The sequence below is a fragment of the Photobacterium sp. GB-56 genome (genome assembly GCF_003026105.1).
GTDB lineage: Bacteria > Pseudomonadota > Gammaproteobacteria > Enterobacterales > Vibrionaceae > Photobacterium.
Window position 1 is genome coordinate 22,628 of record NZ_PYNW01000021.1, and the last position, 24,732, is coordinate 47,359.

Consider the following 24,732-nt stretch of genomic DNA (forward strand, 5'->3'; position numbering starts at 1 on the left):
AACGCCTGCAGTGATGCAGGCGTTTTTACTTATAGCAACGTTGATTTAGTGTTATTTTCGTTGACGGAAACCACGGCCACCTAAGATGGTTTTTAGTACGTCTTTTTCTCTTAATCTACTCATCCCGACATAAGCAACTGGAACAAGAAATAGTGAGAAAAATGTGCCGGCGGTTAATCCTCCCACTAAGACCAAACCAATATTTACGCGACCTAATGAGCCAGGACCTGATGCAAATGCCAGGGGTAGAGCACCTAAAATCATGGTTAATGATGTCATTAAAATTGGACGTAAACGTGAGCGAGCACTATGGATTGCCGCCTCAATGGCAGTTTTACCATGCTTACGTTGCTCATTGGCAAATTCAACCAGCAAGATCCCATGTTTAGTGACCAATCCGACTAAGGTTAATAAGCCTATTTGTGAGTAAATATTGAGGCTTTGACCAAAGACCCAAAGGGTCAAAACAGCGCCTACAATACACAAAGGAACGGTAAGAAGGATGATCAGTGGATCAACGAAACTTTCAAATTGCGCAGCTAAGATCAGATAGATGAAAATGAGCGCCATTAAGAATAACGTTTGTGTACCATCTTGTGAGTCCATTAATTCTTTAACCACACCGTCGTAGGCATAGCTCTGTGAGTCATCAAGTAGCTCAGGTACATTTTCATCAATGTAATTACGGACATCACTCGCAGTATAACCTGGCATTAATGTCGCTGTGATCTCAGCACTATTTTGTCCCATATAAGTTTTAAAACTGGACTCAGATGTTACTGCTTTAATTGAAACGAATTCAGACAAAGGGATATTTTGTCCCGATTCTGACGCTACATAAAGCTTATCGATAATATCAAAGTTACCCAGATCTTTACGGTTTACTTGAACGCGAATAGGGTAGGTATAGCCGTCATCAGCCTGTAAGTTTGCCGCTTTCAATGAGCCAAGGAAGGTCGATAGTGCATTGGTTACGTCAGTATAAGCCACGCCTGACAAGATGATTGCGTTACGGTCAATGCGTAAGTCATATCGCAGTTGATCTCGAAGTAATGAGCTTTTAACACGCGTTAAGCCTTTATACTCACTTAACTTTTTAACGATACGGTTAGCGGTGTCATTAAGCTTTGTATTATCTCGATTAACGGTTTTAAGCTGCAGTTTCAAATTGGTTGCTGCATTTAGACCATCAGCAGAGCGCACACTAAATGACATACTGTATGCAGACAGAGTACTTGCTGCTTTTTCAGTTAACTCAGCTACAATCTCATCTGCCGGTTTAGTACGTTTGCCCCAAGGTTCGAGTAAAATATGATTGGATGGTGTTGCTTCGATATAAGATAAATTTGCAGCAATATCTTTGTTATCTTCCATAACCGTATTTAGCTCAGAGTTATGCTTAATATGATAACGACGACCGACACCGGTCGGTGCTTCTGAACTACCATCAATAAAGCCAGTATCTTCTATTGGCAACAATACTTGTGGCATCGACCATACCGCAACACCCGAAAGTGCGATAAGTGCCAGTGCAATACCCCCCATCAATGCTTTACGATCAAACCATTTAGATAATTGTTTCGTGTAACCTAGTGATAGTTTGTGAATCTGCTTATCAATTGCAGCAAACCATTTAGGTTGTTGTGCTACCGGTTTAATTAAATACGCACACATCATCGGTGACAGTGTTAATGCAACCATACCTGAGATGATCACTGATGCTGCAAGAGTAAAAGCAAATTGGCGGAACAGATCAGCTGTCATACCTGACATTAAACCAATAGGCAGGTAAACCGCTGCAAGGGTCATTGTCATTGCTATTACTGGGAAGATAATTTCATTACTGCCCTTAATGGCGGCATTAAGCGGTGTTTCACCTTCTTCTATATAGCGATAACAATTTTCAACCACCACGATAGCATCATCAACCACAAGGCCGATCGCAAGAATAATGGCTAAAATAGTCAGCACGTTAATGCTGAAACCAAGAAATGACATTACTGCAAAAACACCAATAATACATACAGGGATAGTGATAATTGGGATTGATGCAATACGCAGTGAACCAAGGAAAAGTACCACAATTACGGATACTAAAACGATAGCTTCAAAGAGGGTATGGAAGCCTTGGTCGATAGATTCTTGAATGAAATCGGCTTGGTTATAGACCATCTTCATTTCTAAGCCATCTGGCAAGTGTTGCTGCATCTTGGTGATTTCAGCTTTTACACGAGCAGCTACATCAACCGGGTTCTCACTTTTCAGTGGTAGCACCTGCAGTGACATTGCAGTTTCACCATTCACTTTAAGTTTGCTTGGTGTCAGGCTATTTTCACCCATTTTGACATCAGCCACATCTTTGATGCGAATGATGTTGCCATCATCGACGCGGATAACGAGATCTTGTACATCTTTAACACTGGTTACTTGAGTCACTGGGTTAATTTGGAAATTACGCGCTTCACCAACGATCTGACCAACTGTGAATGATGAACTGTATGCACTGAGTGTTGTTACAATATCAGCGGGCTTAACATTGAGTGCCATCATACGGTTTGGGTTCAGCCAAACACGGACAGCTTTTGCTGCACCACCATACGGTCCATATACCCCACCAACACCTTGAATATGTCTAAACTGTGGTTTGATTTGCTGGCCAATGAAGTCGTACATCTCTTGCGAACTCATCTTCCCTTTATTGATAAAGGTAATAATGTTACTAGCTGAGCCCTTATCACCGGAATCATCGGTAACCGTCGGTTTATCAACCATACTTGGTGGAAAATCAACGATAGCTTCAATGCTACTACGTAACTTATTCATTAAGTTCGCATATTCAACATCAGTAATACCATCGCTAAATTTTACATTTAATGTACATTTACCTTGGGTACAGTCAGTCGTCATAATATCGACGCTTTCTAACCCTGTTGCGGCATTAATTAAATGTGTTGCGACATTTCGTGACATGAAGTCTGCGCTAGCGCCATCAATACTGGCGGTAACCGTTGCTTTAGGCGTGTTGTGATCAGGGAAATATTGAATTGCAAGTTTTTGGAAAGAAAACAAACCAATAAGAATAATTGCAATACTTAACACTGAAGCAAAAACAGGATGTTTAATACAGACTTCAGGTAGTCTCATTGCTCTGCTCCTTCACTGATTTAGTTTTTTCCTGTCCTGCTTTTGCTGGATCGGTTGTTTTCTTTTTTTGCTCTTGTGCTGGTGCATCAGCTGTTGATGCTTGAGTCTTGATGATATTTACTAAAGTTTCATCATCGATTTTTTGATGACCAGTGACAACAACAATGTCATCTACCTTTAAGCCTTTTTCAACAATTACATAGCCATTATTAAGGTTGTTACCTAAAGTTAGGTAACGCTTAGTAGCAACATTATTTTTATCAACGACCCATACGTAACGATCTTCATTATGAGCAAGAATCGCGTTTTGTGGCGCGACAATTCGATTAGTTCGACCATTCACCATTTGGCTCACTTGAGCAAACATACCGGGTGCTAGAATATGATCTGGGTTTTCGATACGAGCATGAATAGCCACACGCCCCGTGTTTTTATTAACGGCTGGTGCGACGTAATCAACAATACCGTTAAATATCATATCCTTGTATGCTTCAACAGTCACAGTGATGGGCTGGCCTTTTACTGCTTTACCAAGATCGTTTTGGCTAATGGTGTAGGAGACTTCAACAGGGTTGAGGTTATAAATACTTACCAGAGGTGTTGTTGCATCAATCATACTTCCTGCTGATTTAGTGAAGTTGGTCAGTTCACCATCAAAAGGAGCGGTAATGGCATAATCTTTCAAAATGGCTTGTTGCTGGCGGTAATCGGCCGCTGCAAGGTTCGCGGCATCTTGAAGCTCTTCAAAATCTTGCTTAGATAATGCGCCAGGTTGTTTTCTATTTAACTCAGCAACACGTTTTACTTTGTTTCTTGCTGTAGTTAAAGAACTTGCCGCTTTATCTAAATCAGCTTTTGCTTTACTACTATCTAGTTTTGCGATTAGTTGACCTTTTTTAACCACATCACCATCTTTAAAGTTTATGGCAACAAGTTTACCGGGAGTACTGAATGTGAGTTCAGCAAAATCAATCGCATTGATTTTACCTACTTCATTTAATGTAGCGACAAACTCTTTGGTAGAGATAGGCTCGACAGTAACAGGAACTGCTTGTTGTTTCTCGTCATCTTTTGCGTGAGCAAAGTTCGATATTGTTAAAGCCATAAGGGTAAATAGGAGTGGGGATAACTTTTTGTAGTGCACGTCGTATAACTCTCTTATTTCAGGATAAGGGTGTCAATCTTAGTTAATTTATATTAAATAGCCATATGAATTGTCAGTGAATGGTTAGCTTATCATTGCATCTTGGCGCATATCTATTTGGATGTCGGTTATATTTCTAATTTAGCTGATAGGAATTCAGATACAAAAAAACCGTAAATAGATGCTTCTATTTACGGCTTTAATTTTGGGTTTGCGCTTATTTTATGAGCAATTATGCTGCTAGGTTTTTAGCAACGAAATCCCAGTTTACTAGTGACCAGAAACCATCCATGTAGCTTGGACGTAGGTTGCGGTAGTCGATGTAGTAAGCGTGTTCCCATAGATCAACAGTTAGTAGCGGTGTTACGCCTTCTTCTGTGATTGGGCAACCAGCGTTAGAAGTGTTAACGATAGCTAGAGAGCCGTCAGCGTTCTTCACTAACCAAGTCCAAGAAGAACCGAAGTTGTTGATTGCTGAATCTGTGAATTTAGCTTTGAACTCAGCGAAAGAACCGAATGCTTTTTCGATTGCTGCTGCTACTTCACCTGTCGGTTCGCCGCCAGCGTTAGGCGCTAAACAGTTCCAGTAGAACGTGTGGTTCCAAACTTGAGCCGCATTGTTAAATACACCGCCAGTTGAAGTTTTAATGATGTCTTCAAGTGACTTTTCAGCAAGCTCTGTACCTTCAACAAGGCCGTTAAGCTTAACAACGTAAGTGTTGTGGTGCTTACCGTAGTGGTACTCTAGAGTTTCTTGAGAAATGTGTGGCTCAAGAGCGTTCATTGCGAAAGGTAGAGCTGGTAATTCAAATGCCATTGCTCAATTCTCCATATTGGTTTGGTGGCGTTTGCCACGACATTATTGCTTCCAGTAAGCATCGAGGCTTACTTAATTTATTTTTTGAATCTGACCGTTTTATTTTAGCAAGTTTTTTCTTTATTAAAAGACTTGGCTATAAAAAAATACCCTATACCTCGTTAGAGGAATCGTCAATAACCTTTTAATTATAAAGGTTAAATGATGCTCTGATTAAAGATTGAATTAAAAGCAGTCGGTTAGGTGCGGGAAAGTATTTTTATTGGTGACGATAACCAAGTAGAATGGTAGGGTTTAAGTAATTACTATTAAAGTTGTACGAGGAAGCTATGGAAACTATCGACAAGATCAAGCAGCAGATCGCTGAAAACCCAATTCTACTTTACATGAAAGGTTCACCTAAGCTACCAAGCTGTGGTTTCTCATCTCAAGCGTCTCAAGCGCTAATGGGCTGTGGCGAAAAGTTTGCATACGTTGATATTCTGCAAAATCCAGATATCCGTGCTGAACTTCCAATTTACGCACAGTGGCCAACATTCCCACAATTATGGATTGAAGGTGAGTTGATCGGTGGTTGTGACATCATTCTTGAGATGTTCCAAAAAGGTGAGCTTCAGCCACTAATTAAAGAAGCAGCAGCACGTCGCGACGCAGCTTCAGCAGAGTAATTCTTCTGTAACGCCAATTGTTTTAAGGTGATATGATTTTGAAGTCTATCACTTTTAGGCAATAAAAAAACCGCCAAATTCGGCGGTTTTTTTGTCGCTAAGGAAAGGCTTATAGCACCATAGATGCTAACCAACCAAATCCAATTAATGGCAAGTTATAGTGGATGAATGTTGGTACAACCGAATCCCAAATATGATCGTGCTGACCATCCGCATTCAAACCTGATGTTGGACCTAAGGTTGAATCTGATGCTGGAGAGCCCGCATCACCTAATGCCGCTGCAGTACCTACTATCGCAATGGTTGCCATTGGTGAGAAACCAAAAGATAGACAAAGCGGTACGTAAATTGTGGCTAGAATTGGAATGGTGGAGAACGAAGAACCGATCCCCATGGTGACTAATAAGCCCACAACCAGCATTAGCAGTGAAGCAAGAGGTTTGTTATTACCAATCACAGCTTCAAGAGAATTCACTAAGGTTTCAACCCCGCCAGTTGCTTTCATGACGGCTGCAAACCCTGCTGCTGCAATCATAATAAAGCCGATCATCGCCATCATATGAACACCTTTGGTAAACACATCATGGGTTTCTTTCCACTTAATGACGCCCGTGAAAGTAAACACCATAAAGCCAACAAGGCCACCGATGATCATCGAGCCACTGTATAATTGTGCGCCTAGTGCGGCAAAAATAGCAGCAACTGCGACATAGACATGACGCATGTCGATTTCTTTTTTCTCGGGCTCACTGGCAAGAATTTTCTCAACAGAATATTCGCGAGGTTTACGGTAGCTGACAAAGGTTGCAAGAAGTAAACCAAATAGCATGCCACATGCAGGTAGGATCATTGCGACAGGTACTTGACTTGCTACGACATCTAAACCGTTATCGTGTAGGTTTTTTAATAAGATGTTATTTAAGAAAATACCACCGAAGCCAATAGGTAGCACCATGTATGGCGTAACTAGACCAAATGTCAGTACACAAGCAATTAGACGACGATCTAACTTCAGTTTAGCAAAGACATGCAGTAGTGGCGGAATAACAATTGGGATGAAAGCAATATGAACCGGAATAACGTTCTGAGAAGAAATGGCAAGTAAGACTAGAATGATAAGAACGCTGTATTTGACGCCCGTTGCAGCCGCGGCGTTATCATGCCCACTGATTTTCTTGATCACTTTTTGTGCTAAGATATCAGTAATACCAGAGCGTGAGATTGCAACGGCAAACGTACCGAGCATGGCATAACTTAGCGCTGTGGTTGCACCGCCACCAAGACCACCTTCAAAGGCTGATACCGCATCAGTGAGAGACATTCCACCAATAAGGCCGCCAACAATGGCACTAAAGGTTAGCGCGACGACCACATTCACTCGCATTAATGCGAGTATCAGCATGATACATACCGCTATAACTACAGGGTTCATAAAGCTTTGATCCATCCGTTTTATTGGGTAATTGTGAACTACACGAGTTTGACTGTTTCAAAGTGAGTACATAATCACAGAAATAGAGGGGTGAAATAACACCGTTTTTATCAGTTTGCTTAATTTTTTGCACATGTCGAGGACAAAATGTGTTTTGCCGCACATTTTATTGAGGTTGTATGATTTTAAATCACTTAAAAGGAGGTTCTAGAATGGATTATCAGGCAATAAAAAGGCTAGCAGAATGCTAGCCTTTGGTGATTTTTGGTAGGTGTATAAGTTAAGGTTGTGAACTTAAAACAGACGTATCTGTGATAGTTAATGTTTTGCCATCACCATTAATAAATGAATGCATTTCTGATTGCATTTCAGTTGTTACAGCAGTATCCGATGATGGATCGAGTAATGATGAATGACTTCCTGCGTTAAATAACACCGCATTTCTCACTAGTGTGCCATTAATCGATGCGGTTGTTGGTGCCAATTGCATCGTTTTGAGTAGAGGCGTAGTGCCTGTAAACGGTGAATAAGGAACAGAAATTTCTGTGCCCGTTACTGTTGTGCCAGGTGGTGTGAGATTAGGGATCGTTTGATCATTTTGTACTTGGGTTAGGTAAACAGAAGCCGTGCTTGGCACTAATAACGAATGGTTAATAGGATCGACACTATCCAGCACTGTTTGTGCGGCATAAGCAAACTGTGTAAATGAGTCATAAATTGTGCTTAGCGTTGCTAATGAGGTTTCACTACCATCACTAATTAGTCCTGCTTCATAACCTTGATAACAAAGTGGTATCGGTGTATCGCCACATTGGTTTTTAAAGTCAGCATTTGAGCTTGCTAAAATATTCCCTTTGATGAGATTACCAAATTCTCCTGAATTTAAGAGTAGGTAAGGGATCTCAGCGCCAGGATTTGCAAGGGCAAATTGATCAATCGCGAAGAACTGATCTGCGGCGTCGTTGCCAGTTGGACGATTGGTCACATTTGCCACATTAATCCCAGTCATTGCACCTAATGAATGACCAACAAAATTAACACTAGCTGTCGGTTTTAATCTTGCTAATGGGCCAAGTGCTGCAAATTGCTCAGGTGTAAGTGATGAAAATTGACTAAATAATCGGGTTATTGATGCTTTTAGATTGATCACATCAATCGTACTTTGACGTAAATTATCACGGGCAACCGTTAGTGCACCAAGGTTTAAATAAATAGATGGATTGTCCGCTGCGGTCACGCCACCGATATCTCGATCACCATGCAATGGAAGGTTAATCGCAAAGATCGCACGGCATTGATCACCTATGATAGTGTCAGCAAGTGCTGATTGAGTTAGGGTATCTTTACTACTTGTTACTCCATGTTGGTAAATGGTAACGCTGTTTGAAGGACAGTTTGTACTATCTGACGGTAATACTAAAGTGTACTCGATTGAGGCAATCGAGCGCAGTTTAGGCACTGGGCTGTAACGGGTGATCAGTCTTGCTTCATCTAACTGTTTACCATCTGGCAGTATGATTTCTGAGCCGAGTAGTGCTGCTAATACACGTTGCTGTGCCGCAGGATCGGTGGCGACATTTGCAAAGTCGGTTGGATCGATGTTGAGCTCTGTAATTTTGGTTTGAACGGCAAGTTTTTCAGCATCTGTACCATTGGTTAGAATATATTGAATTCTTGCAATGCTAGGCAGGCCACTTTGCCAAGGTGTAGTTAAGAATTTATTTGGATCGTTGCTTAAGAAGTAAGGTAAGTGAATCGTACCTGTGAATACTTCCCCTTTACCTAATGGTGTCGGAGTACCAGGAGTGGTAGGTGGATCAATATTAAATAAAGAGGCATCTAAAACCGTTGTATCAAGACTGCTGTCGATTGCTGCGCCTTTCCAAATATCAGACGGTTTACTATTTATCGCTAATGCTGTTGCGGATTTAGCGGCAAAAAGCACATCACCAACAGAGGCTGTAGTAAACCACGATGAGAAAATAATGTTGTCTTTATCAACCCCTACTTGTGCAAAAGCAGCTTCGGTTGCTTGGGTCACTGCTTGAGCGGGAAGTAAGGCTGGAGATGGCGGTGTTGCCGTTGATTTTAATGTGGCGTAAGAGCCGCTGGTACCAACTGGGTTGTTTTGATCATCTTCCAGTGAGTTTGTTACTGCAAACATATAATTGCTCGCAGGATTTAAGGGCTTAAGTAAGACAGCTGTCAATGTATCACCAGAGGCTTGAACAATATAATCTTGCCCTTCAACCAGCTTTATAGGGGCTGTACTATCTGAGGTGTCAGTAGGATCGCCTGATTTTATCAGATAGAAACTTCCAGCCGCACTGTCTGGGTTTAATGGATTACCTGTAAAGCTTACCAAAATCGGTTGACTGGTACTCCAACCATCGGTTGCACCCATAGCAACGACAGGATTAGAGATATCTGTTGGATCTGTTGCGGTACTCTCAATACTTAATGTGCCGTCTTCTTGATCCATCGCTAAATAGGTCGGCGTGACAATAACTGGCGAGCTTGGATTTGAGATAATATCAAAGTTGACTTTTGTTTCTGCATTTAGGCTGTCAGCAGTATCGGGATCAATCGTAGGGGCGCCCGTTGTTTTGCTGTCGCCACCACATCCTGTTAGTCCCAAGCTAGCAGCTATAATGATCGATAAAAAATGCTTGTTCATAGTATTCCTTACTTTCAATTCTTAGTTCAGTCTTGGGTTAAAAAGTGTAATTAGCTTGCGCGGCACCGATGAAAGCATCGCTGGTTGCGGTGAAGCTATCACCTGCTTCAGTAAATGTGCCGTCTTTGCCGTAGACATAACTAACGCCTAGATCAAAACTCAATTGGTCGCTGTATTTATAGCTTGCTCCTGCTGAGTACCAGAAGCGGTCAGTATCTGGAATACTCAATGTTGCTTTACCGCCTTGCTCATCGTAAGCAAAGCCGGCACGTAACGTGATTTGTGGATTAAGATTGTATGTACTACCAATAGCCCAGCGGAATGCATCGTCATATTTTTCTTCTTTCAATAAGCAGACACCGGGTAGTTGTCCCCCAAAATTACATTCACTGCTGGTCGCTTTTAGCTCAGTGAATTTACTCCATTGGGTCCAAAATATACTGTAGTGCAAAGCGAATTGGTTATTGAGTTGGTGAAAGCCTGAAAACTCAGCGGTAGCAGGGAGGGGGGCTGCAAGTTTTGCGTCGATGGTTGAACCACGGCGATTGGCACCGAGAACTTGCCCTGAGTAATCAGTAAAGTCACCGTCAAAATCAAGGTCAACTTGTGAACGGTAAGCTAAGCCAAAACGGTTATTCTCATCAATTTCAAATAGCGTGCCTATATTCCAGCCAAATGCCCATGTCTCTCCTTCCATATTAATGGTTTTGTCGCTGGGTTTTATTGCAGGATAAAACGGTAGTGCATTCTTACCGTAATGGCGGTAAAGCTCAGCATGTGCATAAACAGCACTAACACCAACACCGATACTCCATTGGTCATTGAGTTTATAGGCAACACTTGGGTTTAAGTTTATGGTGAGCAGTGAGGTTTTACCTGCGGATGTGCCGTCATAAAAATCATCAGGGTAATCGGTTGTAACCCCGTAATTAGAGAATAAAGACATCCCCCAAGACAAACGATCATTCAGTGGTTGAACAAAGTAAGTTGAAGGTACAAATGCCAGAGGTGCGACATCTTCGGCTGTTTGTTCACCTACTGGGGCATCATGTGCAGTGACATCAATATTAGGTAAAACAAGACTTCCTTGTGCAGAAATAGCCATTTTATCGAACTTTGTCATGCTTGCAGGGTTACGTGCAAGAACACCAGGGTTATCAGCAATAGCAGCTTCACCTGCAAATGCACGCCCTAAACCCGTTGCAGATTGTTCTGAAACTTGGAAACCAGCCGAGTAAGCCTGCGTTGAAAATAATGCAGTGGTTACGGCAATGGTGAGATAACGTTTTTTTACGGACATTATACTGCCTCTCTATATGTTGTTATTTAGCTTCTTATTCGTCCCTGAAAGGAAAAACAAAGATTAAGTACAAGAGTGAGTATAAGACCGGATTTCATTTATGTTAACTAAATGTTACGTGAAAATTAATGCTAATTTCATGTATTTAACATATTTTTAAATTGAGCGTTTAAAACGTTTAATTTAAAAATCTATAAATAAAAAAATCATAAAAAAAAAGCTCATAAAAATATGAGCTTAGAGGAGAATTTTGCGGTTTAGATGGGCGATAGATTTAGTTGCTATCCATGTCTTCTGTTTGAGGTGCCATTAAAGGCCAGCCACCTAACTTTTTCCATTTGTTAACTATTTCACAAAATAGCTCAGCGGTACGTTCTGTATCATACAGCGCAGAATGTGCTTCACGATTGTCAAATGGGATATTTGCTGTTTGACATGCTTTCGCTAATACCGTTTGACCAAATGCAAGCCCACTTAATGCGGCGGTATCAAACGTTGCAAACGGGTGGAAAGGATTACGCTTTAATTTTGCACGCTCAGATGCCGCCATAACAAAGCTGTGATCAAACGTTGCATTGTGCGCAACCATAATGGCGCGAGAACAATCAGAGGCTTTTTGTTCTTTACGGATCTGCTTATAGATTTCTTTTAAAGCGTGCTCTTCAGATACTGCACCACGTAATGGACTAAAAGGATCACGGATCCCATTAAAATCCAACGCTTCTTTATGTAAAATCGCGCCTTCAAAAGGAGATACATGGAAGTGGATGGTTGTTGCTGGCTTTAGCCACCCATCTTCATCCATTTGTAATGTAACGGCGCAGATTTCAAGTAATGCATCTGTTTTAGCGTTAAATCCCGCGGTTTCTACATCAATGACGACGGGAAAGTAGCCGCGAAAGCGACTTTTTAATGTATTGAATTCGTTATCTTGGCTCATAACACTGCTGTCAAAATAAAGGAATGGGCTATTATGTCAGATCCATCCCTTGATACCAATTTGATCTGATGTATAAACAAAAATGGTCTGTCTCTTTTTTCTTAATGTGAAACGGGTTCTGAATTGTTAAAGCAATGGATGTTATGGTCGATATAAAGAAAGGTTTAATTAGTATCAATTAAAAGTCAGCCTTTATATTTCGAGACGTTAGATTAAGACATTTGGATAATGACATTTCTTATTTTTAAAATATGGCCTAGGTCATTGTATATATTGATTTTATTGTTTTCATTGCCAAGTTTGGCGGGAAAGCAATATATCGCATCGCCTAATCAGTCACAGTGGAATGTTATTGTTGATACGCCGCTAGAGTGTCGCTTGTCACATCATATACCGGGTTACGGTGACGGTGAGTTCGTAGCACGTTCCAGCAAAAAACAATCTGTTGCCTTTGAATTAAAAATGTATCGTCCGATGGGAGAAACACGAAACGTCCGTCTAACTTCTATGCCTGCTCGTTGGATGCCTGGTGATTCAGCCAATACCATGACACGACTTAAATTTTTTAAGCAGTTTGATGGCTATATTCAAGGGAAAGCGGTGTGGAATATGCTTGCTGAATTAGAAGATGGGCGAAATCCTACATTTATGTATCAAGATTGGCAGCGACAAAATCGCTCATTAGAGGTTGGATTATCTGCCGTTTCGTTTCAAAAAGGTTATCAATCATTTAGCCAATGTCTGAGTAAGCTATTACCTTATGGATTTGAAGATATCGCATTTTCTGTCCTCCACTATAGTGAAAATAGCGACACATTAAATAAAATATCACAACAACGTCTGGCTCAAATTGCCGACTTTGTTCGCTATTCTGACGATATTGATTTGGTTTTAGTTGCCGCGTTTAATGATTCGATTGCCGGTACTACGGAAAGCCAAGAGATGTCAGAGCGACGAGCTGACAAACTGCGTCAGTATTTTCAATCGTTAGGGTTACCTGCCGAGCGTGTTCAAGTAGAAGCGTACGGAAAGCGGCGTCCTATTGCTGATAACTCAACCCCTATCGGACGAAACTTAAATCGTCGAGTTGTGATTTCATTAGGACAAAGTCCGATTTATTAATCAGTAATGGAAAACTGGATGGGATGGGGCTCGTTATTATTGAATGATGTAACGAGCCTTATTTTTTATTAATGCAGTTTAAAGGAAGCGATGAGCTCACAACTTGAATAGTTGTTAATGGCTTTAACTTGATTCGCAATAGCAGGGTTAGGATGTCGTTTTAAAAAGCTAATCAATGCAGATTGGCAACACCCCAAAGAATTTATATAGCTGTGGCATTGCGTTTGTTTACACTGTGGGATCAATGCAATAACTTGTTCAGAGGCAAGTTGTAAATACTTTAACTCGTAGTCTGGATCGCCATGTTGTCGCCAAAAATTAGCCATGTTATGGCAAGAAACGACTTTCATCGTTAAGAGATCCGTTAGTTGCTCGGTGTCAGTTGAATCTGCCGTGATTTCCTGAGCAATAGATAGCGCGAGTTGATAATGAACAATAGACATCAAAGGGTTATTGTTAGTCTTAGCATCATCAGCCATTAAGGTGTGTCTTTCCCACTCTGAAATATCCATGTCATTATCCTTTGTAAGTGGTAGTGTTTTGCGGTTAGAAAGCCTGTAACGCGCTAAGGTAGTTCATCTCAACTTGTTCCCAATCGACTAAGTGCCACCATGCGTCAATGTAATCAGGACGGACGTTTTGGTAACTCAAGTAGTAAGCATGTTCCCATACATCAAGCGCAAGAATTGGAGTCCCTTGTACTGTTACTGTATCCATTAACGGGTTGTCTTGGTTCGGCGTTGCTGAGATCTCGAGTCGTCCATCCACGACAGAGAGCCAAATAAATCCGGCACCAAAATGATTGGCAGCTAATGTTGAAAATGTCTCTTTAAACTTAGCAAAACTTTCAAAATGGGCATTAATTGCTTCTGCAAGCAAACCTGATGGGTGGCGAACGCCTTCGGGTGACATACATTGCCAATAGAGGTTGTGATTATAGAAACCACCGCCATTATTACGCACTGCTGCAGGGTATTGAGATATATTGCTTAAAATGGTCTCAATGGGCTGGTCAGTAAGATCTGTATTTTCAATTGCAGCGATAAACTTATCAAAATAACCTCTATGGTGTTTGCTATAGTGGATCTCAACAGTTTTTGCATCAAGATAAGGTTCTAGTGCATTAAAGCCATAGGGTAGTTTTGGGAATAGATGTTTCATAAATTATACCTAGTAAAAAACGTCAACTAGATACTAATGATAACTATTATCATTATCAACCGCTGTTTTGTATGGATATTAATGAATTTTTAGCTGTGAAATTATGAATTTGATGATTAGTTAACAAAGAATTTATGGTTTTTGGTTATGATTTACATTGTTTAGATAAGGATTTTCGTTATGAATAAAGTTGTTTTAATAGCTGTTGTTGTATTAGTTGCAGTAGGTGTGGGGATTTTCAGTGTGGGTAAATTGACTGAAAAAGCAGCGAATGAGACGACAAAAAAAGTATTAAAAGAAGTAGTGAGTGCTGATTTAGCACCTGTCGCAAAAGCGATTGGTAAGCTAGAAGCCTGTGAATCTGGTGCAACTGCAGAGTTAGAAGCCTTAGGCCATACCGCAACACCATTAGGCCGGAGTTTGGCTTATATTGCTTTAGCACAAAATAGTTATTTGATGGATGATAAAGATAAAGCGCGCGTGGAACTGCAACAAGCGATTGATGCGAGTACTGATAAACCCTCAGCCGAAGAGCGTAATGAGATGTTTACCAAGTTGGGTGAAGGCGCAAAACAAATGGCAGAAAAGCGTAAAGCATTCGGTTTTAAAGTAAACTGTGAACCACTTTAATTGCTGATGATAGCAGTGAAAAGGAGCGATTAAGCTCCTTTTTTATTGAATTAAATTTGTTATTAATCAGATGTCTACCTTATCTTTATAGTCTTGTTATATGAACTAAAAATCATCTTTACTCGGTGGGTGAGTGAGTGACTATCTAGTTATTGTAAGGGGTGTAGGTGCCATCGACGGTAAAAATACATTACAAATACTCTTTAATTTGTAAAGGTGATGATTTTATAAGACTAAACTCGACAAAATCATACGCAATATCCTTTACAAAAATAGTAACAAATAAATTGTAGCTGACTTTACCCAAAGTCTTGGCAAGGCGATCGCCTCACTGACCCTGCTAAAAGGGTAAAGTAAAATAATAAAGCCACTCCTGACGCTCGCACGGCTCGCTAGTCGCTAGGCGTTTATGATTTTTCTTGACCATCGGTATCACTCACAAAAGATCTCACAAAAGAGCTTTCGTAACTCGTTTTTGGACAAAAGCAAGCTAGCTCCTTTGCTCTAGATTTTGAGGTTTGGATTAGGAAATATATGGCTAACTCTCCAATGAGTAAGAGCCAGCCAGTATTCCTCTAAATTCACCATTCAAACCGTTCTTCTGATTGCCTTGAGTCTAACTCTTCGTCGGCCCTTTCTCGTTCTACTATTTTTTCTAGCTTGCTAAGTATCATTTTCGTATTTTCTACAACATCAGGGTTTTCATGGGAAAGAAGCTCCTCAAATATTTCAGCTCTTTGTTCAATTACAGATGCACGTGAACCGCTCCAAGACATCGGGATTGCAGCCCTTTCGAAAGCTTCAATCACTAACAACGGTTCAGGACTTTCGTTGACTAGAGCTTTTGCCAAGTCGGTTAATTTAAGGTGTTCACCATTCTTTTCATATGGAGTGATCGATGATGCTAGAGCTTGAAATCTGTATATGGGTGACTCTTTGCACCACGCCATAACGACATCAAGAGGGATCTTAGAAAATGGACTTATTTCTCTATAGAGGTTACTAGTTTTGATCTTAGCTGAAACATTGCCTTCTTTTAGAAATACGCCTAAGGCTTGAGTCGGTTGTAGTACGATTACAGTTGATAGAAACTCACTATAGTCAAAAGAATAAACTTTATAAGTAGCTATGCCATCGTACAGCTTCTTGAACAGAGTTTTAGCATCTTCCTCAGCCTTATCTTCCGAAAAACATACTTTAGCTATTTGCGCCAAAGAATAATCTCGCCCACCATTGTTTCGTTGATCACTACTATAATCATGCTTCAGTAAGAACTCTCTACATTTTTTGATCAAATCCACACTAGGAGCATAAGAGACTTGTTTCTCCAATCCATGGAACCGCATGGTTAGTATTTCAATAACTACACTTTGCCCATTTGGTTGCAACCAGAGCAAATCCAAGATGGTTATTAAGTCAGAGTCAGGTATTGATTCATGCCGTCTACCAAATGCCATATTTTGGTACATCCAGCTCGGAGACGTATTACTTTTTAATGATGCTATGAGCCTATTTACGGCAACTTTATCTAGCGGGCAGTCAAACTGCACCAGTGGGAATATATAGTTTAGTTTGTCGTTGTTTAATAAGAAATCTAAAAGCAGTTGTGCTTTATCTGAGTCATTATCGGAAACGTATCTAACAAAACCTTCAACAAAGTTCGAGTTTACTTTCTTTATTTCTAGTTTTTCTAGGCAGGTGGTTATATCAGACCATACCTTTTCAATATCACTTACTCCGCTAGCAACTCCGTGACCAAACCTAAACAGGTGGTTATTAGTATTTATAGTTGTAAGAATCTGAGGTAACTTGCTCATAAGATAGTCATAGTGCTCTTGAGCAACATGTCTGCCTAATTCTTCGGCGAGTTCTTGAGCTTTTTCATATCCCCATTTTACTGTTTCACCTTCTTCATCTATCTCATCTAGGCCATAGTAATTATGGTTATCAGTAAGTACATAGAGCGCCATTTGACCGTCTAAGTCTTGAGCTGCGATATTTGCCCTTAACAATTCAAGTCGGTCTTTATGGTCTCTCGCCATTGACGAAGCATCAAACCGCAACATTGCTCCTAGAGCTAACCAACCTCGTGGCCAGCTCCCATTACTACAGAAGCTTTTGGATATGGATTCGAGTTCATCATGTAGCTCAGCAAATTGCCATAGTCCTCTAATATGATTAGCAAAAACCTCTTTGATACCCTCATCAATGATTTGGCCTGATGAAGCAAGATTATCAATGAGAAATAAGTATTTGCGATACCAAGAAAGTACATCACTTAGACTTTGAGGCTCGTAACCAAAGTCTCTTGATTTAGCACCAAAATCAAAATCATAACTTGATGAAAAATGTGAAGTATTCAGTGAACTATCGAGTAACTCATACCCCAGCTCTCTTTTGTTTTCATTCGAGCTGCCTATGAGTTTGCCAATACATTTAACTCGTCGTTCCAATGTAGCGTGTGTACCTGATAGATGAAGCTGAAACAAACTACAAAGTAACCTTCTAATAGAATTATTATTTTCCCCTTTCTTTTCAGATAATGCGAAACAACAGAGCAGTTCAAAGCATTGATTGAACAAGTTATCTTCATATGCTAAAGAACGAAGAAGCCTTGTAATTGATATGTAATGTGGATTATCCCTACTTAAGAAACTAGGATCTAATTTTGCTCTTTGCTCCAGGTACGTGAGTACTTCACTTGGAATAATCGGGGCAATATTAGACAACAATGAGATCGATAAATCGTCATTACCTTTTTTAAAAAGTAAATCTATCACTCCGTCAGGTGTTAGCCACACTGATGCTAGCTTTACGGCTTCTTCGCTATCATTAAGATACCCAATTCGACGTGAGAAAGATTTGAGCAATCTTGGTTGTGTATTGCTATTTATGAACTTCATAACATTTGAATTTGGGATGTTCTGCAATGCTAAACGGGCTAGTCTATTTGCAATAGGGTGAGGTAATATCGCCATCCAAATGCTACGTTCTTGCGCTAAGTTTCGTCGCTTCAACTCTTTAGCAAACTTGTACATTTCATGAGAAGGAAGCATTACTATTTCACCGAGTAACTTTAACTCTTCACTAAAGTCATCTTCAGATTCCAACTGAAACGAATAAGCTAATGATAGGCCCTCGGCTGCTTTTTCTAAGCCAATATCAGAATCATGGCGCTGGTGAAATAGTCTTTTGAATAACTCTTCATCTTTTAATCTGGATATGCTTTCATCTTTTCCTATAGTAGAGGCTAGCGCATTAGCCACTCTTGCATTACCGCCTGAAAAATCGGCAATTTGCTCAGTAGTTTGTTTACTTAAATGAGGGAATCTTGATGAAATCATTACTTCGATAAGCTCACTAGAACTTGGCTCTAAAGTAAAAACTTCAGTTTCCTCAGGCTGATCTTCTCTAACGTCGTATTCAACAGTTAGGACTCTAGCTTTGCTGTTATCTTTACATAAATTGGTAAGTTCACGATGCAAGTCGGGGGCACAGTTATCCACTATAATAATGGACTGAATATCGTCTCTAACAAGCCGTTCGACTAAAACTCGTGGAATAGGTGAAGGAGATAGACTAATGTCCGAATAAAACACGCTCTCTTTATCAAGAGCATTTCCCCCAATTCTGTCATCAAATAGTGCTTGTACAAAGCGAGTTTTACCTACACCTGACAGCCCGACTAAACGAATAGACGCGCCAGCATTGAGTAAGCGATTTCGAAGCAAATTCAATGCATCAACTGTAGCTAACCCTTCTGAGTCATTAGAGGAAAAATTGTGAAGGCGCACAGCTTGATCTAATATGTATTCTTCCTCAACGCCCTTTGGGCATTTAGCCCAATTACCATACTCCTCCCAACCACTATAATCTCTCCCAAAATTAGCTCGTAACCAACTAGCTTGTTTGGATAGTTTATCTTCAGCCACAAACTTCTTAATATGCTTATATATATCGTCTTGTTTTGAAGACGGCTTACTTATATTAATATGATGAGCATCTATTGGAATTGCCCGTTCTTTTAAGCCTGGATCTGAGCTATCAGCCTTAACAATCCTTCCAAATATGAAATATGGCTTGGTTTCAACCAACACTAAATGCCGAATGTCTTTATCATGACACCATCCTCGATACCAAGTATTCAGATCGCGTAGAGTGGCATCGTTGCGCTCTAATGAGGCAGTTGCCGCAGAAGGTTGATGTAAGAATAACTTGAGAAACAATTGCCCGAAAAGAGAGTTACCTGTTTGCGCTAGATCTGCTCCAGTATGAGGTGAGCCTAAAAATGCCACACCAGTAATTCTATTTATAAGCTCAACCGCACCCTTACGCCCATTCTGATCGCTTGCCAATCTAAGTAACTGTTTAATAATTAGTCCGCCTAAGCTATGACCTACTAGTATCAGCTCACCTTTGCTTAGTTGCTGCTCAGCTAAGAGTGTCTCAAGTACGTTTTGCGCTCTATCAAGGAGACCCATTCCTGAATCTCGCACAGTTAATTTAGGAGCCTCGTAACCAATCGACCATATACATACATCTTCTATATCCTCATGTAACCAATTAGGCCAAAAAACTTTTTCTGAATTATTTGATTGCCATGTGGTTTCAGCATTGCCACCTAATCCATGAATAAACACAACATGTTTTCTAGCTAAAGAATCGCCAGACATCAATCGCAAGTCAGCCATGCAAACCTCTATTAGTATCAATATTATATTTCAAATATTATCCCAAACATTCAAAAGCTAATAGTTTTATTTCAATAGGTTACATATAAATAAGCTAAACACTCATGATTGGCGCGTATAATCGTAGCCACTCAAAAGCATAGACGACTCTCTCTAATTGCTTAGTCGTAAGAGCGGTCGTTAAGCTCTTACCTGTCACATTAGTTATTTTTGGTTAAAATTCGACCGACAGATAGCTTAGGATTTTTAAGAAAACCAATAAAGGGGCATTTCTGTGCTAGCCCGTTATTGGACAGAAATTTCTTAGAGTATTAGTACTACTTAGACTAATGGATATTAGGAAAAGTAAGGATTACTCTAGCCTTCTTTTTGTCATCACCCCTCATGATATTTCCAATATTTACTTATATAAGGAGGTTTGGGCTTGTCCAACACTTTGGATAGGTGTCGGCTTCGCGACACAAATCCTTATATGCTTTATGCAACACCCTTAGAAAAAGCTTCGGTCAGATAACTAAACTCAACCTGCTCTTCGGGAATTACTTTTAATTTTTTACTCTTTACTGGTTCAAGTTGAACCATACTTGTAGCAGAGCATGCTAGACCACCAAAAATGGCTGCAAGTGGATTTAATGATACACTACCACTTAGAGTTGCTCCCTTAACAAACTCACTCAAAAGTGTCGCTACACTTTGAGACCCTATGTTTACCTTTAAATCTGAGAATTTAATTGAGCGCCCAAACCGACTTCGAGATGACGCGACGATCTCATTAGTAACTTTTTCCAAGTCAGAAACAGCCAAATTTAGTGCTGTTTCACTAAACCCAGTAGGAAGTGAAACTTGAAGAGTTACTAAGTCCATGGAGTTTCGAAACTCGCTTAATAGATCTGAATGTTCAGTTTTAAACGCAACTATTTTCTTGAGAGATATATTTCCCGCAGGTACGGGGAGTTTATTGTATAGCGCAACTTGCACACAGTGTTCATCGATAGCATCTTTCGTTCTAGCGATAAACTCTCGGTACGATTGTTGCGGAACCCATATGACGTCTGGCTGAGCAATTGATTTTTTCTTTAATGACTGCGCCTGAAAGTCTAAAAATATATCTACCCAATTTTTTGCACCCTCTGATTTTAAGCTGTATGCCGACTCTTTAGTGTATAAGTTGCTGGCAAAAGGTAGATCTTGGTACTCTTTAAGTAAGATGCCCGCATCTTCTAGCACTATCTCATCAACACTTCGCTTCCAGCGCGGAAGTTGAGCACTAACAGGCTGTACAATATAGTCCCAATAAAGACAGAAGCTCTGCATCTGTTCTTTACGTAACTGAACATGAGGTATGTAAGCATCACCACCAAGGTTTTCAAAATGGGGACAAAAAACTATCCCTCGTTTTCGGGACATAAAAACTCCTCTGGCATATAACGTCCAATTAAGGTGTGAAGCACAAGACCACGACACTCAATTTGACCACTGTAAACACAAAACTCAACCCAAACCCAAAATGCCAAGCGTGATGAATCACTCTTAAATGCTTTGTTATAATGCAAGTTTCACCATATCTGATCTATCACCATTAAACCCAATATCAACCTTGCCACTATAGATACCACTGTCAGACATAGAGATATAAAGGTTCATTTTCTGTAAACCAAGCCCTTGCTCTAAAGAAAGCCACTTGCCGATCACTTCTGACTTAGCTGCGATTGGCTGCTTTAGTACATTACAAGTCATGATATCATTTAGTCCCGCCGCACTAAGGTCAACTAGACTAACTAGTTCACGATGCCACTTAACATCTACAGCACCTTGAGTACAAAAATTAATAAAATCGTATCCACTGGACATATAGAGTGGTAATACCCTATCTAATAACTTTAGAAAGTCCTTTCGGATTTTTTCATTTCCTGATGGATAGAAATCATCTTCATTGTCTGACATCCAGAAAATCGGCTTATCACTTGGTAACACCGATGCCGTCAAAAAAGAAAACATATGGGTAATACGCAGCGCTGTTTCAATACTTTGTTTAGGAAAATGAAGAAAACCACCATCCTCTAGCGATTGCTTCAAATAACTTTTGCTTCCCCTTTGGTCTTCTGAAAATAGCGTGTTTATCTTTTTATCTACTACTACATTCACAAGCAAACCTGGCAACAGATTATTCGAATGACGCAAAGCGTCTTGAGCTACTGCAAGCATTTTAGGATTATGTCCCATTTTTTTGAATGATAACTCACCACGTTTGAACCCCCGTACCATGCGCGACTTTTCTACTGCTGCATAGTAGTTTCCGACAAAGTCCAACGGAGTGAAAAGAAAGCTATAAATATGATATTTGCCATTAGTCTTTCCTGAGTAATCCGAATACACGGCAAATGATTTGAATGGCGTAGTGTCAAAAACTTTGTCGTACTTCTTAATACAACCATCTAAAACAATGCCTAGTGCGTTCCCCTTTGCTATCGGCAGACTCGGGATTTTCTTATACATACTCGATACTCCAATTGCCTAATAACTCTCGGCACACCAGCCGAGCGTAGTGCGGTCCGCATGCTGCCGCTTATTAGTTTTCATCTCTTCTTTCCTTGGGAACATAAATACAGTACCTCTCCTTATAGAGAGCCCCCATTTATGTGCCAAACTTACCGATGCTCATTTGATCCTGTTGTGCTTCTTCGATGATTGAATCGTCAGACATGAGCTAGCTAAGAGAACTAGCTCATTGCTGGACATAAATAAACTTATTAGTTAAATTTATTTATGTCGATTTATAATTAACGATAATAATATTCATCTTCTTCATTGAAGATAACTTTTTTCACATGATTTTCGTTAAACCATTCCCGACCTATAAAACGATTAAAGTGAGAATGTGCTTCTCGAACATCGTCTTCATCTAAGAACAGCGATTCAATAACTTTGGTATACAGTTTATCAATTATATCAATTTGATCTTTTGATATATCATTATCCCTTAAAAATAGCTCTTTATCTTCGCTCTCATGAAAATGACTGAATATTTCTAATTCTTGATCTGATATATCACTTTGAGCTAAAAGTGCCCCCAATTGGATTTCGTATTTTATTTCATAGGATAAGTTATTAAGTTCATCTTTTGTTATATCCACTCCATCTTCTTCAATACTAATTTCTTGATAATCTATTAGTGACTCGATATGCATGTATCTAGGCTTATTTATACTTAGTTCCCAAATATTTTTTAGATCATATCCATCACTTACATTAAAAAAGTGAAATAAATTAATATTTGGTGTCTCATCAAAAAAATATTTCTCAGGTAAATTTACATAATTCCATATTACTGGATTGACGCCTGCAGCCAACTCCCATCCTTTACCACCACAAACAAGAATATTCCAAGAGCTAAACTTGAAATCATCAAATGTCATTGATTCTAATTGTTCTTGTTTCATCCCTTCTTTTTTTAACAATGCCTTAAGGTTCTCTTCGGGATAAGTGTTAAATAGGAAGTCATAGAATAATAGTTGCCCTAATGTTTTCCCTTTTACTAACTCGTCAGCATCGAGCATTTTAGCTTCCCACAAATGAAACTTACCATTCTCATCAATTTCAATGAAGTCTGTTTGAGAGTAAGGCATCGTTTTACTCTTTATTCTTTCGGGTTTATTTGAACAATAAAACAATGGGACTTCTTTTAAAAAAGTAGAACCTAAAAAAAAGTCATGGCTATTTACAAAATTAAAGAATTTTTTCTGATAATAATTTTCGTTTTTTTTCATATATATTATTTTAATAAAAATTTCATTTAAACAATCAGACTGTTGTACTTATTAGTCAATTTCTACTGCAGAAGTAAGTTACCAGAGTAGTTTTATCTAAAGGTAGAAACCTTACTTTCATACTAAATCCTTTCAATAGCTAACAGTGTATTAAAAATACATTCTTACTTTAACGCAAAATATACTCAAAAATCACCTTTATTATACTCGATATAATCTATATATATCATGATGTTGATAGTGTTTTTCACATTAAACTCTTTTGAAAGGGTCTGAAGAGTAATAAATATATTTAATAACCCTGATTAAATACAAAAACTAATCCAAAATCACGTTAATACGATATGACTGATTAAAAGGTCTAAATGATAATGGGGCAGATATGAGCTAGCTCGTTGTTGGACAAAACTTTGTTAGATAGCCAGCTCTATTCAGGCTGGTTGATATTAGGAAAAGTATTGGTAACTTCTTCACAAAGTACCTTTAGGGTACAAAGACCGCCACTATGGGCGGTCATATTAACAATAACGATGTTTATTTGTATCAATTAGCATAAAAATTTAAAGTGCTCAATAGCCTGACTTTTTGAGAGTTACTTTCTTATAAACTCTCTTTTTTCTGCTGAATATATATATGTTGATGACTTTGGCACAATATCACTAGAATTGAGAGCTGTAATGATTTTTTCTTTTATTGCCGCAGTGTCACCAGATGAAGTCACACCATATGGAATATGGAAAATATAAGAATTATTAACGAAACGATACTCCCTATCATAATTGAAATATTCCACTTCAAAATCCATATCATATTTTTTAGTGAAAATAGGTAAAAGTACTTCTTTAGCTTGCTCAAGTGTTAACAAAGTTTTCTTTCCTCTATGTGATACCTAAGAACTTATTAGTAAGTCTTATTGCAGTCATGTAAAAGAATGTCCCTAGACCCTACAATCTTAATCACTTTAACCTCTAAATATCATGAGCTTGATTGCATTATTTTGTTTCAAAGTGTTTATTGGAATGTGGAAAGTGATAAATGTATATAACCAGTCTGATTAGCATAGGAATATGCAAATAAAACTAATCTAAAAATCACGTTAATAAGATATGACAGAGTATTTGATCTAACATGATGTATGGAATCCACTCCCTCTCTGCCAACCTAAACTTAGCGGAGTGAAATTATCTCTGAGGGTTCCAATATGTTAACTAGCAACGTTATCGCTATCGATTTAGCCAA

17 protein-coding genes are annotated in these 24,732 nt (G+C 39.4%); 3 read left to right on the plus strand and 14 right to left on the minus strand.

Annotation, left to right across the window (positions count from 1 at the left end):
• Positions 1-51: 51 nt before the first annotated feature.
• From C9J42_RS19375 to sodB, 3 genes are all read right to left on the minus strand, one after another.
• A complete protein-coding gene (locus C9J42_RS19375; protein WP_107302245.1) occupies positions 52-3,144 on the minus strand; it encodes an efflux RND transporter permease subunit in 3,093 nt (1,030 codons plus the stop codon).
• On the minus strand, positions 3,131-4,288 hold the full coding sequence (locus C9J42_RS19380; protein ID WP_107206135.1) for an efflux RND transporter periplasmic adaptor subunit: 1,158 nt from the start codon (positions 4,286-4,288) through the stop codon (positions 3,131-3,133). Before C9J42_RS19380 ends, C9J42_RS19375 begins: the two co-directional genes overlap by 14 nt.
• 232 nt (positions 4,289-4,520) lie before the next feature.
• Complete coding sequence (gene sodB / locus C9J42_RS19385) at positions 4,521-5,105, minus strand: superoxide dismutase [Fe] (RefSeq protein WP_107206136.1); 585 nt, start codon at positions 5,103-5,105, stop codon at positions 4,521-4,523.
• 329 nt (positions 5,106-5,434) lie between these two features.
• On the opposite strand from sodB, the gene C9J42_RS19395 reads away from it, so the two are divergent.
• Positions 5,435-5,773: a Grx4 family monothiol glutaredoxin gene (locus C9J42_RS19395; protein ID WP_107206138.1), complete on the plus strand. Its 339-nt coding sequence runs from the start codon at positions 5,435-5,437 to the stop codon at positions 5,771-5,773.
• 109 nt (positions 5,774-5,882) lie between these two features.
• Here the strand turns inward: C9J42_RS19395 and C9J42_RS19400 are convergent, their stop codons facing one another.
• From C9J42_RS19400 to rnt, 4 genes are all read right to left on the minus strand, one after another.
• Positions 5,883-7,205, minus strand: coding sequence for a Na+/H+ antiporter family protein (locus tag C9J42_RS19400; protein ID WP_107206139.1), 1,323 nt, complete (start codon positions 7,203-7,205; stop codon positions 5,883-5,885).
• Positions 7,206-7,485: 280 nt separating this feature from the next.
• Positions 7,486-9,882, minus strand: coding sequence for a VolA/Pla-1 family phospholipase (locus C9J42_RS19405; RefSeq protein WP_107302246.1), 2,397 nt, complete (start codon positions 9,880-9,882; stop codon positions 7,486-7,488).
• A gap of 37 nt (positions 9,883-9,919) precedes the next feature.
• Entirely contained in the window at positions 9,920-11,182 is a 1,263-nt protein-coding gene (locus tag C9J42_RS19410; protein WP_107206141.1) for an outer membrane protein transport protein, read from the minus strand.
• Between the two features lie 274 nt (positions 11,183-11,456).
• Complete coding sequence (gene rnt / locus C9J42_RS19415; protein WP_107245882.1) at positions 11,457-12,122, minus strand: ribonuclease T; 666 nt, start codon at positions 12,120-12,122, stop codon at positions 11,457-11,459.
• A gap of 228 nt (positions 12,123-12,350) precedes the next feature.
• On the opposite strand from rnt, the gene C9J42_RS19420 reads away from it, so the two are divergent.
• Positions 12,351-13,244, plus strand: coding sequence for an OmpA family protein (locus tag C9J42_RS19420; RefSeq protein WP_107259676.1), 894 nt, complete (start codon positions 12,351-12,353; stop codon positions 13,242-13,244).
• Between the two features lie 68 nt (positions 13,245-13,312).
• On the opposite strand, the gene C9J42_RS19425 is transcribed toward C9J42_RS19420, so the two are convergent.
• Both C9J42_RS19425 and C9J42_RS19430 read right to left on the minus strand, forming a co-directional pair.
• Complete coding sequence (locus tag C9J42_RS19425; protein ID WP_107206144.1) at positions 13,313-13,756, minus strand: DUF2753 family protein; 444 nt, start codon at positions 13,754-13,756, stop codon at positions 13,313-13,315.
• 34 nt (positions 13,757-13,790) lie between these two features.
• The gene (locus C9J42_RS19430; protein WP_107245884.1) at positions 13,791-14,405 is read right to left on the minus strand and encodes a superoxide dismutase; all 615 of its coding nucleotides are present in this window, start codon (positions 14,403-14,405) and stop codon (positions 13,791-13,793) included.
• A 180-nt stretch (positions 14,406-14,585) separates the two neighbouring features.
• Here C9J42_RS19430 and C9J42_RS19435 point away from each other — a divergent pair, with 180 nt between their 5' ends.
• Positions 14,586-15,035, plus strand: coding sequence for a hypothetical protein (locus tag C9J42_RS19435; RefSeq protein ID WP_107245886.1), 450 nt, complete (start codon positions 14,586-14,588; stop codon positions 15,033-15,035).
• Positions 15,036-15,616: 581 nt separating this feature from the next.
• Here the strand turns inward: C9J42_RS19435 and C9J42_RS19440 are convergent.
• The 5 genes from C9J42_RS19440 to C9J42_RS19460 form a co-directional block, all read right to left on the minus strand.
• The gene (locus tag C9J42_RS19440; protein ID WP_107302247.1) at positions 15,617-19,726 is read right to left on the minus strand and encodes a triacylglycerol lipase; all 4,110 of its coding nucleotides are present in this window, start codon (positions 19,724-19,726) and stop codon (positions 15,617-15,619) included.
• Positions 19,727-20,203: 477 nt separating this feature from the next.
• Positions 20,204-21,133 (minus strand): DUF6236 family protein, encoded by a 930-nt coding sequence (locus C9J42_RS19445; RefSeq protein WP_107302248.1) that lies wholly within the window; start codon positions 21,131-21,133, stop codon positions 20,204-20,206.
• Between the two features lie 135 nt (positions 21,134-21,268).
• Positions 21,269-22,222, minus strand: a complete 954-nt coding sequence (locus tag C9J42_RS19450) for a hypothetical protein (protein ID WP_107302249.1) — start codon at positions 22,220-22,222, stop codon at positions 21,269-21,271.
• A gap of 284 nt (positions 22,223-22,506) precedes the next feature.
• Positions 22,507-23,493, minus strand: a complete 987-nt coding sequence (locus C9J42_RS19455; protein WP_107302250.1) for a hypothetical protein — start codon at positions 23,491-23,493, stop codon at positions 22,507-22,509.
• 592 nt (positions 23,494-24,085) lie between these two features.
• Positions 24,086-24,358 carry a hypothetical protein gene (locus tag C9J42_RS19460; protein ID WP_107302251.1) on the minus strand — a complete coding sequence of 91 codons (273 nt, stop codon included), beginning with the start codon at positions 24,356-24,358 and terminating at the stop codon, positions 24,086-24,088.
• Between the last annotated feature and the right edge of the window lie 374 nt (positions 24,359-24,732).

Coding starts and splice junctions, on each gene's coding strand:
- C9J42_RS19400 (WP_107206139.1), bottom strand. CDS start 7,205: ATGAACCCTGTAGTTATAGCGGTATGTATCATGCTGATACTCGCATTA.
- C9J42_RS19420 (WP_107259676.1), top strand. CDS start 12,351: ATGACATTTCTTATTTTTAAAATATGGCCTAGGTCATTGTATATATTG.
- C9J42_RS19455 (WP_107302250.1), bottom strand. CDS start 23,493: ATGAAAAAAAACGAAAATTATTATCAGAAAAAATTCTTTAATTTTGTA.
- C9J42_RS19435 (WP_107245886.1), top strand. CDS start 14,586: ATGAATAAAGTTGTTTTAATAGCTGTTGTTGTATTAGTTGCAGTAGGT.
- C9J42_RS19405 (WP_107302246.1), bottom strand. CDS start 9,882: ATGAACAAGCATTTTTTATCGATCATTATAGCTGCTAGCTTGGGACTA.
- rnt (WP_107245882.1), bottom strand. CDS start 12,122: ATGAGCCAAGATAACGAATTCAATACATTAAAAAGTCGCTTTCGCGGC.
- sodB (WP_107206136.1), bottom strand. CDS start 5,105: ATGGCATTTGAATTACCAGCTCTACCTTTCGCAATGAACGCTCTTGAG.
- C9J42_RS19425 (WP_107206144.1), bottom strand. CDS start 13,756: ATGGATATTTCAGAGTGGGAAAGACACACCTTAATGGCTGATGATGCT.
- C9J42_RS19450 (WP_107302249.1), bottom strand. CDS start 22,222: ATGTATAAGAAAATCCCGAGTCTGCCGATAGCAAAGGGGAACGCACTA.
- C9J42_RS19445 (WP_107302248.1), bottom strand. CDS start 21,133: ATGTCCCGAAAACGAGGGATAGTTTTTTGTCCCCATTTTGAAAACCTT.
- C9J42_RS19395 (WP_107206138.1), top strand. CDS start 5,435: ATGGAAACTATCGACAAGATCAAGCAGCAGATCGCTGAAAACCCAATT.
- C9J42_RS19440 (WP_107302247.1), bottom strand. CDS start 19,726: ATGGCTGACTTGCGATTGATGTCTGGCGATTCTTTAGCTAGAAAACAT.
- C9J42_RS19410 (WP_107206141.1), bottom strand. CDS start 11,182: ATGTCCGTAAAAAAACGTTATCTCACCATTGCCGTAACCACTGCATTA.
- C9J42_RS19430 (WP_107245884.1), bottom strand. CDS start 14,405: ATGAAACATCTATTCCCAAAACTACCCTATGGCTTTAATGCACTAGAA.
- C9J42_RS19375 (WP_107302245.1), bottom strand. CDS start 3,144: ATGAGACTACCTGAAGTCTGTATTAAACATCCTGTTTTTGCTTCAGTG.